Genomic DNA, 12,708 nt, shown 5'->3' with positions numbered 1-12,708 from the left:
TTTCATCTGTGTTTAATTTGTGCTTAATCCATGTTTAATGATTGTTTGGTGGTTTAATCGTGTTGGTATTGTAAGTAAACGACAGGCAACTTGACATCAGCAGTCTGCATGTGGTGATTAAATGCCAATGGTGTGCCACAACTTTGCATTAAGTCAGCAAGGGCTTGTACATAGTCATTGGCGGTTTTGGCTTGTTCTGTTTTGGCTTTTTCCAAGTTGGCTTCAGCTTGCATGACTTCCACAGCGGTATTCATGCCTTCTTGGAATCCCAGTCGGCGAAATCGCACCAATTCTTCTGCCATTTCTATGTTGCTGGCAAGGGCGATGTAATTTTTTTGAGCATTTTTTAAACTTTGCCAGTTTTTTTCTACCAATAGCATGATGTTGTCGTTGATGTCAATTTGGCTGAATTCGGCTTGGTGCAATTTGGCAAGGTTAGACTGGATAAGCAATTGTTGGTCAAGTCCACCCCATAGCTTCCAATTAGCAGAAACACCAACCAACCAGTTGGGATTTTTGTCCAGTTCAGCACGCATAAACACATTAACCGTGGGTTTGTTGCCTGCTTTGCCCATGGCGTGTAGGGCATGTGCTTGGGTGTATTTGGCAGAGACCTTGGCAAAGGCAGGGTGATGTTGTTTGGCTTGCTCAATAAAATAACTGAGCTTGGGTATGGGTTTGGTTGAAATAAATAGGGGTGTGGTTGGTTTGATTGGGTATGGTGTCCGCATCAGTCGTTGTAGGGCATTCATTGCCAGTTCTGCATCATTTAAGGCTTTGGTGTTTTCATAATCAGCATCTGCCAAGGCTTTTTTGGCTTCCAAGCGTTCTAATCGGGAGATAAGCCCCATATCCAAGGCTCGTTGTGCCGCATAATCGGTCTCTTTGATGGCTTGTAGGGCTTGACTGCGTAAAAATGCAGCTTTAATCGCCAGTTGAACTTGAAAATATCGTTTGGTTAAGGTGGTGTATTGTTCTGCCAATGAAATATCAGCATCAGCACGGCTTTCATCAGTCATGCCATTAAGCAGTTGGGTGAGTGATTTGACTCGTTGTCCATCATAAGCTGACCAAAGTAAGGTTACATTGGCATGACTGCGAGTTTTATCAGTATCAAGGGCATAGGTATCGGGCAGGGGATTGGTTAATAACTCACCAATGTTCACAGATGGATTGGCAGATGGGTTGATGGGTAACGTTTGGCTATTTTGACCAATTTGTTGATTGATGCCATCACTTAAACGGTTTTTTAAAGGTTGGGTATTGATGTGTTCGTCAAGGTGTAAATGAGATGCCGTTGCTCCAAGATAGATGATGGGTTTATTCAATGATTGACTGGCTTTTGCCCGTTGTTCATTGCTGACAATCAACGCATTGTCAGCAGCAATTTTGGGGGAGATTTTAAGTAATAAGGCTTGGGCTTGGCTTAGACTTAAATAATCAGGTACATGAATGTCATAAGTGGGTGGAGATGGTATGTGTGTGGAGTGCTCAGCAATATGGTCGCTGATTTGTACCTTAACTTGTTCATTCATTGACTCGTGAATGGGGGTGAAGCTACTGACTTCAATTGGGGCATCAAAACCATGAATGTCATGCCCCATCTTATCATCAGCATACGCCCAGCCAGAGCAACATAAACCCATCATAATCAGCAAATATTTGCCTGTGTGATTGCGTGCCATTAACAATATCCTGCCGTTCCTTAAAACCTACCTAAATTCACCCAAAGGCAAATTTAGCGTTTAATTCCTACTTCAACGTTGTTTGCCTTATTCGTTTGAACTTGGACTTACATCAACTCCATAGGCGTTTTTAATTGGGGATAGAACTTACCCACCAACGATTAATATTAAGATAAAGTTAAAACCTTATCTGCCTGATTTAAAATATTGATACTTGCATTAATATCACGGTCATGATTGGCATGGCAACTAGGACAAATCCAATGTCTAACCGCAAGTGTCAAGTTTTCTTTTGCCATAATAAAACCGCAATTTGAACAAGTTTTAGAGCTTGGATAAAACCTGTCCAATTCTTTGATGGTCTTGCCCCATTGGTTGGCTTTATAAATAAGTTGCCGTTTAAATTCATAAAATCCCAAATCATGGATAGACCTTGCAAGCTTGCGATTTTTAACCATACCTTTAACGTTAAGGTTTTCAAGGCAAATCACGTCATAACTTTTGACAAGTTGTGTTGTGAGCTTATGAGTAAAGTCTTTTCTGATACAACTGATTTTGTAACGTAGCCGTGATAGCTTGGTTTTCGCTTTTTCACGATTTTTAGAGCCTTTTTGTTTTCGGCTGAGCTGTTTGCTTAGTCGTTTTAATTGTTTGAGTTTGGTTTTTAATGGCTTAGGAGCTTGTGCTTTTGTGCCGTCTGATAATACGGCTAAATCACTTATGCCTAAGTCTATGCCAACTTGTTCGCCTGTTTTGTTTAATGGTTTGTTAATTTCATCAAGTTCAACGGCAACTGATACAAACCATTTACCGCCCTTGGTAAAAACTTTGGCGGATAGGATTTTGCCATTGTATCTTAGATGTTCGGTCATTCTAACCAAGCCCAGATTGGGGATTTGAATGTGTGGTTTGTTATTTTTACTTTTAAGTTTAAATTGGTCGTTGGATAGGCTAAATCTATCATTGAAACCTTTCTTTCTATATTGGGGGTATTTGCTTTCGCCTTTAAAAAAGCGTTTAAAGGCATCTCCAAGTTGCATGATGGCAAGTTGTGGGGAGCATTTGGTAATTTCTAGCATAAAGGGGAATTGTTCACGCTTAATGGCATTAAGCTGTTTTCTTAGTTTGCCTTGTGTGGGTTTGTGAAGTTTGGTTTCGTCAAGGGTTAAACCTAATTTTTGGCAAGTCTCACGGTAATTTTTATCGGCTTCATATTGTTTTTGCCATTCGCTCAATGCCCAATTATAGGCAAATCTTGCAACACCACACGCTTTTTTGAGATGGGTGGCTTGTTTGTTATTGGGTTTAAGTTCTATGATGTGTCCACGAATTATAGTCATTCCAACATTGCCTTAACTGTTTCTAAGACTTTTTTGTTTTTCTTGCTTTGTGAGCCGTATAAACGAGCAGAAATAGAGACACCTAATCGTTTTGACGCTTCGTTTATGCTAATTAATCTATTCATAATTGGGCATTATAAACTGGATTTGGGTAGAAATTAACTGGCTGTTTTTAGTCCTTGCCATTGTTTGCATTGTTTGACAGCCATGTGCATATGATAGATAACCAGTTTGGCTCACAACAGCATCGCATCATGCGAAAAGAATGGGTATCTTTTTTTTGCTACTTTTGCTAATTGGCAAGTAAAAATAACCCCATCGTACCACATTTTTCACCCACACAAAACCCAACTGACCCCAATACAATATCAAAAAATGCTCAGGCTCAATGAAGCCAAACGGCTGATTTTATTGCACAAAACCACCATCACCCAAATTGCTTTACAAGTCGCTTATGAAAGCCCCAATCAATTTAGCCGAGAGCATAAGCGATTGTTTGGAATCAGTGCCGAACAAACACAACAGCAGGCTTAAGTCGCCATCTAAGCGATGGTTTGTGTCATTGGTTAAGTCATTATTTATGCCATATTTATGCCATTTTTTGTCATGCGGTTTTGGGGGTTTGTTATAATGGGGGTTTTATCAATTTTGCCCGTATCTCTTTTATGTTGATTGCCAACCCATCTTAACCTTATTAACGTGTTAATGTCTTTAACGTGGTTGACGTTATTAACCATATTAATAGTGTTAAAAACATTAACAACATGAATGATTAATTAATGTTGTTAACATTGTTATGATGGGAAATTTGGCAAAGGGCTGTCAGCATCAGGTGGTGATTTCTGTGTCCATTGAGCAAGTGATTGTGTACGTTAAAAAAGGCATCTTAACCTTGTGTTGGTTGTCATTGGGGTTATATGTGTTTGTGATTTTGGCATCATACTCACCCAATGACCCCAGTTGGTCGCACATCAGCACTGACATGGCAGAGATAACTAACATGGGAGGCACAACTGGGGCGTGGCTTGCGGATATTTTGTTATCCATGATTGGGTTGGCAGCTTATTGGTTGGTACTGATGGCACTATATGAAGCGGCATTGATTTGGTGGGAAAGACGGAGCAGTGGGGTCAGATGGGCATTGGTGCGAGCAGTCAGTTATTTGTTTTTGCTGATGAGCAGTGCCACCTTACTGTATGTGGTGGGATTGTATGCGATGGGTACGTGGTTTGGTCAAGGACAAACGGCTGACTTGGCAAGCCAAACATCGCTGGGCATCAAAAGCACAGGCGTGGCTGGTTATGAGCTTGGAAAACGCTTACAAGCAGTGCTTGGGACATGGGGCAGTTTTTTGTTTTCACTGCTGTTTATCTTTGCGTTAATGACGATGACGTTTGACATTTATTGGCGAACATTTTTTACTCAACTGCTATCATTGCAATGGCGTGGATCACAGCAGGATAATCAATTGCCTATTTTTAAAGCAAAAAATAGCCTGCGTGATGCCATGGATAAACAAGATGATGAATTTGAGCCAAATCAACCTGATGTTAACAAAACCAATGTCGCCGCCCGTCAAATACCCTTGCCACTTGTGGACAGACAAGCGGATAAACAACACAAACCAATTGATGAACAAACCCATACACGTCAAGATAATTTTAGCTCATCAATGTCATTAACACAGACAGCTAAAGCCAGTAACAACCAAAATAACCCAGTGGGCAGCTATTTGCGTCAGTTTGTCAAGCAGACAGGGCTACAAGAAATCATTGCCGAGCAGATGGCCAATGCTCAGATTGACCATACAGAAAATCAGCATGACAAACCTCCTTTACCAGATTATCCCATCTCTCATCAACCTCTACAGAAACAGCCTCCAGTATCCATAATATCAACCATGCCCAGCGCTCCAGATATACAGTTACCACCATCTCATCAATTTGACCATCAATCCATTGATAAACCCACTGATTACCCGATTGATGAGATGAACATGACTGATGATAAATCTTGGGCATATGAAACCGTATGGAACGATAAACCACAGTGGGACGATGGCTCAGGGTGGAACAGCAATGAAAAAAAATCTTTCACCCCCAATAACACCCCACCTGCCAACCCACTAAAACCGCATCAAGAACATTCTTTAACTCACAAAGAAGACAGTGAACGGACAGCTAAGAATATCGAACACGTCAACATGATGCCTAAAACCAAAAGCATCATGCCTAAATCGCCTGAATCAGAGCAAACAAACATCAGTCAAACCAAGATTAACCATGACGCATTAAAGCAACGCACACCGCCCAACATTCGTTTTGATGTTCCAGATGTGGCACAAAGTAACCTTATCACCGATATGGTTAATGATGATGACGATGATAACAACAATGATGATAATAATGGCAATAACATGAATAATGGCAATAACATGGCCAATAACCATATGGTGATGCCAGACATTCATGATGACATGGCGTTTGCTGGCAAATCTCGAGCCATGCACACCGCCAAATATCGTGCCAACCTGCCAACCTTGCCACCACTGAACATACTGGACAAGCCTGACCCTAACCGCAAGCCCAGCTATACTGCTCAAGAGCTACGGCAATTATCTGAACTGCTGGAAATAAAACTACAAGACTTTAATGTCAAAGCTGACGTGGTCAATGCCATTCCAGGACCTGTGGTTACTCGTTTTGAAGTGGAGTTAGCAGCAGGGGTTAAAGCCAGTAAAGTTGTCAGCATCTCCAGAGATTTGGCACGCTCACTGTCCATGGCATCGCTTAGGGTGGTGGAAGTCATTCCAGGTAAGCCTTACATCGGTATCGAAGTGCCTAACCGTAAGCGAGAAATGGTACGGCTTATCGAACTGCTTGCCACCGATAAATATAAAGACCCCAAAGGGCAAATCAGCATGGCAATGGGCAAAGACATCGGTGGCAAACCCATCATCACCGACTTAGCAAAAGCCCCCCACATGCTGGTGGCGGGCACAACAGGCTCAGGAAAATCAGTACTGGTTAACGCCATGCTGTTGTCCATACTGCTAAAATACACCCCAGAGCAACTTCGCTTGATACTCATCGACCCAAAACAGCTTGAGCTTGCTAACTACAATGACATTCCGCATCTGCTGACCCCTGTGGTTACCGATATGACCGAAGCTGCCAGCAGCCTGTCATGGTGCGTGGCAGAAATGGAACGCCGTTACCAACTCATGAGCCTGCTTAAAGTGCGTAAGCTCAAAGAATTTAATAAAAAAGTCATCGCAGCCGAACAAGCAGGCACACCCATCATCGACCCCCTATGGCGACCTAATGACAGTGTTAGCATTGACAAAGCTCCCAAACTCAAAACCCTACCCATGATTGTCATCGTAGCAGATGAATTTGCTGATATGATAATGCAGGTGGGCAAACAAGCCGAAGAACTCATCACCCGACTTGCCCAAAAGTCTCGAGCCGCAGGCATTCACCTGATGTTAGCCACCCAACGCCCATCGGTTGATGTCATCACAGGGCTTATCAAAGCCAACGTTCCTGTGCGAGTTGCCCTAAGAGTCAACTCAAAAGTGGACTCACGCACCATCTTAGACAGTGGTGGTGCAGAAGACATGCTGGGTAATGGCGACATGCTGTTTTTAGGGCCTGGACAAATCGAACCAGAAAGGGTACATGGGGCATTCGTCAGTGATGAAGAAGTCAACCGAGTGTGTGAAGCATGGCGAGAGCGAGGTGCTCCTGACTACATCGACAATTTTTCTGATAACTTTAATCCCATAGAATCTGGCAGTGGTGGCAACAACTCAGGTGAAGACGATGACTTATACAATGAAGCCGTTGCCTTTGTTATGGAAACTCGCAAAGTTTCCGCTTCCAGCCTACAACGAAAATTTAGCATTGGCTACAACCGAGCCGCCCGCATCGTCGATTCCATGGAAGAAGCAGGGCTCATCAGCCCCATGGACAAATCAGGCAAGCGAGAATTGTTGTTTTAGCCCATTGAACCTGTTCATGACGCATGAAAAGCATGCGTTACGCAAAAAACCATAAAAATAAAAACACCACCATACATCATGTATGGTGGCGTTTGGCATTTATTAACCTAAGATGTCTAAATCAGGTGTTTAAAATAAACCACCTTTTGAATCATTTAATCTTGGCTTCTTTAAAAATAACATGTTTGCCAGCTTTTGGATCAAACTTTTTGATTTCCATTTTGCCAGGCATGGTGCGTTTGTTCTTTGTGGTGGTATAAAAGTAACCAGTACCAGCACTTGAAACTAATTTAATTTTATCACGCATGGGGTTGCTCCAAATTGACAGATAAGATTGGGCTGATTGGGTTGACAGTCTTAGATTTTTTGACCTTGGGCACGCAAATCAGCCAGGACTTTATCGATACCGTGTTTATCAATGATACGCATGCCTTTGGTAGAAACACGCAAACGTACAAAGCGATTTTCTGACTCTACCCAAAAACGATGGTTATGCAGATTTGGCTGAAAACGACGACGGGTTTTGTTGTTCGCATGCGAAACATTATTGCCCACCATGGGGCGTTTTCCAGTCACTTGACAGACTCGAGACATGGGGAACTCCTAATCTATTGATGCCCACATAGGGACATCTTTCACAGTGTGCTAGGGCATTTGTAGAGTAAGTGGCATGGACACAAACAAACGCTGGCAAAGCAAATGATAATAACACCCAACATCAAAAAATGACCACCAGTTAAAGGCAAACAGATGGCTATGGATTGAGTATGCTGAGTGTGTTGGACGAAATTTTAAAGCGGTAATTTATACCACTTTTGCCAAAAAAAAGCAAATAATTTGATGAGCTTTTGCCGTTTAGCCCAAAAATTTGCGTTGACAACAGATTATTTGATATTTTAGGTTGTAAGTTTGTGACAAACAAAGTAAAGTTATGCAAAGATTTCTGCAACATTGAGAATGGATTGAAATTTGTGGTACATGTCAATTTTTTTGTATGAAATCACCTATTTTTTCTAAACTTATACTGCAATAAAGCGACATTGTAAGATTAAGATACTGCAAATGATCACATGTACTAAGTGAGATTTTTGAATTATTTAGGCAGATAATCAATGCTTTAAACCATCAATGACTGACAAATTGATTGATAGATTATTTTTTATGACATTACGGAGATGACAAGATATGTCAAAATCAGCTCTTACTTGGACTTCCAAGGCATTTCATCTGACTGCTTTATCAACAGCATTGGTTTTGGCTGGTTGTGGCGGTGGTGGCAGTAGCGTTGACTCAATTGTTCCTGCCCCTGATTTGGGGGTTGTGCCAACCCCAAGCGATAATCAGGCAGAATCAGAATCATCAAATAATAATTATGCACTTTATATGACTTCAAGTGTACCTGCACTCATGCTAAACCGTGGTACAACTGTGAAAGTATCAGTGCGAGCGGTAGATGGTAAGACTTACGGAGTTGTTGCTGATAAAGAAGTGAAATTCTCCATTACCGATCCCACTTTGACAGGGGTCTTTAATCAAAATGCTGGTGTGGTTAAGACAGATAAACAGGGCGTTGCCACCATTACATTAGAAGTCGTCAATACTTTAACACCAGAACAAAAACAGCATCTGAAAGACAAAGGATTAACCATAACTGCAAGTTTAGGTAATGGTCAAGCAACCCTAAATCTAAAAGGAACAGATAAGAAAGTTACTGCTGAAAAGAACTCAGTGTATGATCTGTATATTACCACGTCTAAACCTAGATTAAAAACAGGCACAGACACCATGACAGTGACGGTCAATGTCAGAAATAAAGATGGTGGCATTGAAAGTGGTGTTCCCGTTAACTTCTCAATTATCGATCCAGTTAAGTATGGTATCACGCTGGCGGGTAAGTCTAGTCAAATAACAGATGAAAAAGGTCAGGTACAGATTCAATTAGAACAGTCTAGTACCACATCTTTGTCTCGTTTAAATCATGAGACTAAGCTGGTTATTACCGTTGATGATACTAAAAATGCAGTTGAAACCATGAGTCTGCCCCTTCAGGTTGTTGGTACTAGAATTCTTGGCATTAGTAGCAACCTAAATATGATATCAAATCAAGACAGAGTAAATATCACTGGTCGTCTGATTGATGGCTCAGATAGAAGCATTGCTAATATTGAAGTTGCGTTGATGAATGCAAACAAGCAAATAGCGTCTGTAAAAACAGACAGTAATGGTCAATTCACATTTTCTGGCATAAGCAGTACTCAATTAATCAAGGAAGATGATGGCTACATATTCGATATTGTTGTTAATCCCAATCCCAAAAAAGATGAATTACAAACATTTAATGCAGCTATTAAGCTGGCAGCAGTTGTTGATAAAGGTATTTCCATATCTAGGGTTAGTGATATCGTTGTAGATAAGATTGAAGAAATAGAAGTATTAGTGCCAGATGCATCTAACGGTGATAAAGTCACCTTAACAACCACCAAAGGACGATTCACCAATGATAATGGCAGTCAGAATGGTAGTAGCAGTCAGACAGCTACAATATCAAATGGTAAGGCTGTTTTTAAAATTCGATCTATTGCACCAGGAGTTTTTAACTTAACAGCAACATACAAAAATAAGAAACAATCTAAGAATTTAAGATTTGTTTCAGTTAAACCTGATAAACTCTTATTACAAGCTAAAAATATTCAAATGACCACTAACTCTTCCACGGAAGTGAAGGTGCGAGTATTAGATGCTAAAGGAGGTGCTGTAAAAAATGCCATTGTTAATTTTTCTGTGGTTGAAGACAGCTCAGGTGGTCATATCGATCAAGCTATTGTAAAAACTGATGAAAATGGCATTGGTGTTATTGCTTACACTTCAGGTAATAATCCGACTGCTAATGGAGGGGTTCGTATTCAAGCCAAGGTGAATGCAGTGGAGTTGCCTGATGGTAAAGTAAATACGGTTTCTGTTGGACCTGCAGAAGTGAAATTAACGGTTCAAACAACGGCTTCATCCATTGCAGTTGGTTTGTCTGATAAAATATCAGACGATGAATCAAAAGTATATTATTTCCGTAATGGCTCAGCATTTGTAACTAATAATAGTGGTCAGCCTGCTGCCAATCAACTGATCACCATTTCCTTAAAACCCAAGACGTATATTAAAGGCAAGTTTAAGGTTGTAATAAAAAATAAAGAAAAATTATGGGAACAAGAAAGTCAAGAATGTGCAAATGAAGATCGGAACTTTAATAGCATTCTTGATATGGGTGAAGATAATAATAATAATGGTCAATTAGATCCTGGATATAAAGCGAGTATTTTATCCAAAAATCTAGTGAGTACGTCTAACAATGGTGTTTATAATTTAATAACAGATGAAAATGGTCGAGCTGATTTTCAAATTCGTTATTTAAAAGAATATGCTGATTGGTTCACCATGGATATGACTGCTGCTACTCTTGTAGATGGTTCTGAATCTAGCCAGCTCCGCGGAGTTTATTTTCCCATATTATCTGATGATCAAGACATAAGTCTTGTTAAACGACCAAATCTAAGAAGTCCATTTGGTATTCACCCAACTTGTAAGTAATACCAACAAGATAAGCCAAAATTAATATAAAATAGTCAATCTTAAAAGATTGGCTATTTTATTAGAAGACAGCTCAGGTAAAATCGATAAGATATCAATTGCTGATATTGGAAGATGATTTATCTAGGGTGTGTTGAACATTGAGAAAGAAAATTTTGCCAAAAAAAATAGCGAGATAGTACACTTTAAGCTCTAACCCAAAAAGAGAACTACTCGCTATGACTAAGCCCAGACTCATGCTAAATGATAAGCAATACAAAAGACTTAAACCCATTCCACTTGAAATTGGATTGTATGACAAACCCAACTTACGAAAGACTGTAGAAGGTATATTGTATCGAATGCAAGTAGGCTTACCATGGCGAGACCTACCCAAATATTTTTAGAAACACAAGACAGTTTACAAAGCCTTCAACCGTTGGTCAGCCAATAACAAGCTCATTTTACTGTTTAACAAAGTAATAGACCAACCAGACATGGAATGGGTCTTTATTGATGGTAGCTACATCAAAGCCCATCAACATAGCAGTGGAGCAAACCCTAAAGACCAAGCGATTACTAAAAGTCGTGGGGGTAATACAACTAAAATACATTTAGCCGTTGATGCTCATGGCAATCCAATTACCTTTATCATCACTGATGGCACAACCCATGACATCAAAATGGCAAAAGACTTGGTAGATAAAGTTGATTTAACCAATGTTGTCATGCTAAGTGCTGATAAAGGCTATGATTCACAGGATTTTCGTGCGTATGTTGAAGAAAAAAAACGCATGCAAACATTCCACAAAAATCAAATAGTAAGCAATCCAATGACCACATGGATTGGTATTTATATAAGTTTCGGCATTTAGTCGAAAACGCTTTTTGCAAAATTAAAGATTATCGAGCGATTGCCACACGCTTTGATAAGCTAAAAAGAAACTTTGAAAATAATGTGGTTCTAGCCTTTGCTTATCAATGGCTTAAGATATGAATGTTCAACAGACCCTAATATTTACTGGAATTTACTAAGATTTACCCAAGCTGTTTGAGCAAGTTGTCCATACCATTTTTATTTTAGCCACAGGGAGATGGTTGCAAAATAATCAATAAAAGATGACAAATAGCAAAAATTCAGCTATAATATCTCGCTTAAAATCGGTGAAGTGGCTGAGTGGTTGAAAGCGCACGCCTGGAAAGTGTGTATACGTTAATAGCGTATCGAGGGTTCGAATCCCTCCTTCACCGCCAACCAAATTTTTTATGTCTTTCCACAATGCCTTAAAGCACCAACACCTCAAAGCTTTCTCTGCATGCGTTATGCGTTTTTTAACTGACCATGGGTCACTTTTCGCCCATCATCTTTAATTTAAATTTAGGTGGGTGGAGATGTCAGCGCTGACACCCTACTCAGTGCATTGCCGTCGCCATAATAGACAATCAATATAAATGATGCTAGTGTATGACCAATGGTGAAAACCAAATATCATGACCGTCATATCCATGTACTCAACAAGATACGCCAAAGATATTAACAGACGTTAGGTTTTGCTGGAGGGCATGGGTTAATTAATCAAAGGATGGGCAATATGCGTTTACTTATTTCATTAATTTTTCCTTGGCTGACATTTTTTACAATAGGTCGCCCAATAGCTGGCATCATTTGTCTGTTACTACAAGTGACCATTCTTGGATGGTTACCTGCAACAATTTGGGCCATATATGCTTTAGATCAATATAAAACAGATAAAAAAATTAAAAAAGCACTCATGCGAGAATAGAAACATATAGAAACATGATGCCTTAAACGCTAAAGTAACAGTAATCGCCACTGGTTAGATTGGTTTATTAAACAACTTTTTGTTTGGGACATCAGATGCTAGCGGTAGAAAGCCCCTTGCTAAAGCTAGAAGAATATGCCACCGTGTGATGGTCCTAGAATTTTCTTGATAAATGGTGTAGAATAATGCCACTTTTTGTTATAATAACGACCATATGCTACTTTAGATTGTGTACTATTTGAGTGGCAACATGTTTAGTAGCAACGTTATTTATTTATATTAACTCAACTTTTTTAATCACTTAAAGGACTCAATCCATGGCCAAAGAGAAATTT

8 protein-coding genes, 1 tRNA gene and 1 pseudogene are annotated in these 12,708 nt (G+C 40.0%); 6 read left to right on the top strand and 4 right to left on the bottom strand.

The window, feature by feature from the left end; translation table 11 throughout:
- Nucleotides 1-53: 53 nt before the first annotated feature.
- Nucleotides 54-1,685 (bottom strand): TolC family protein, encoded by a 1,632-nt coding sequence (locus B0682_RS08840; RefSeq protein ID WP_078308334.1) that lies wholly within the window; start codon nucleotides 1,683-1,685, stop codon nucleotides 54-56.
- Nucleotides 1,686-1,852: 167 nt separating this feature from the next.
- Complete coding sequence (locus B0682_RS08835) at nucleotides 1,853-3,025, bottom strand: RNA-guided endonuclease InsQ/TnpB family protein (RefSeq protein ID WP_078308333.1); 1,173 nt, start codon at nucleotides 3,023-3,025, stop codon at nucleotides 1,853-1,855.
- A gap of 231 nt (nucleotides 3,026-3,256) precedes the next feature.
- Between B0682_RS08835 and B0682_RS09550 the strand changes: the two genes are divergently transcribed.
- Together B0682_RS09550 and B0682_RS08825 are read left to right on the top strand one after the other, a co-directional pair.
- Nucleotides 3,257-3,559 carry a helix-turn-helix domain-containing protein gene (locus tag B0682_RS09550; RefSeq protein ID WP_205760133.1) on the top strand — a complete coding sequence of 101 codons (303 nt, stop codon included), beginning with the start codon at nucleotides 3,257-3,259 and terminating at the stop codon, nucleotides 3,557-3,559.
- A 262-nt stretch (nucleotides 3,560-3,821) separates the two neighbouring features.
- Nucleotides 3,822-7,028: a DNA translocase FtsK gene (locus tag B0682_RS08825; protein WP_240494959.1), complete on the top strand. Its 3,207-nt coding sequence runs from the start codon at nucleotides 3,822-3,824 to the stop codon at nucleotides 7,026-7,028.
- 151 nt (nucleotides 7,029-7,179) lie between these two features.
- On the opposite strand, the gene rpmG is transcribed toward B0682_RS08825, so the two are convergent.
- Nucleotides 7,180-7,335 carry a 50S ribosomal protein L33 gene (gene rpmG / locus B0682_RS08820; RefSeq protein ID WP_078308331.1) on the bottom strand — a complete coding sequence of 52 codons (156 nt, stop codon included), beginning with the start codon at nucleotides 7,333-7,335 and terminating at the stop codon, nucleotides 7,180-7,182.
- A 50-nt stretch (nucleotides 7,336-7,385) separates the two neighbouring features.
- On the bottom strand, nucleotides 7,386-7,622 hold the full coding sequence (gene rpmB, locus B0682_RS08815; protein ID WP_078308330.1) for a 50S ribosomal protein L28: 237 nt from the start codon (nucleotides 7,620-7,622) through the stop codon (nucleotides 7,386-7,388).
- Nucleotides 7,623-8,213: 591 nt separating this feature from the next.
- Here rpmB and B0682_RS08805 point away from each other — a divergent pair.
- The 4 genes and pseudogenes from B0682_RS08805 to B0682_RS08790 all read left to right on the top strand — a co-directional run bounded on the left by B0682_RS08805 (nucleotide 8,214) and on the right by B0682_RS08790 (nucleotide 12,373).
- Nucleotides 8,214-10,610, top strand: coding sequence for a hypothetical protein (locus B0682_RS08805; RefSeq protein WP_078308327.1), 2,397 nt, complete (start codon nucleotides 8,214-8,216; stop codon nucleotides 10,608-10,610).
- 218 nt (nucleotides 10,611-10,828) lie between these two features.
- Nucleotides 10,829-11,586: pseudogene (locus B0682_RS08800) on the top strand (IS5 family transposase).
- Between the two features lie 166 nt (nucleotides 11,587-11,752).
- A tRNA-Ser gene (locus tag B0682_RS08795) sits at nucleotides 11,753-11,843 on the top strand.
- A 338-nt stretch (nucleotides 11,844-12,181) separates the two neighbouring features.
- Nucleotides 12,182-12,373: a YqaE/Pmp3 family membrane protein gene (locus B0682_RS08790; RefSeq protein WP_078308325.1), complete on the top strand. Its 192-nt coding sequence runs from the start codon at nucleotides 12,182-12,184 to the stop codon at nucleotides 12,371-12,373.
- The last annotated feature ends 335 nt before the right edge of the window (nucleotides 12,374-12,708 follow it).

Source organism: Lwoffella lincolnii, from assembly GCF_002014765.1.
In the GTDB taxonomy this organism is placed as follows: domain Bacteria; phylum Pseudomonadota; class Gammaproteobacteria; order Pseudomonadales; family Moraxellaceae; genus Psychrobacter; species Psychrobacter lincolnii.
Note: the sequence above shows the minus strand (reverse complement) of the source record. Positions and strands in the feature narration are given on the sequence as shown.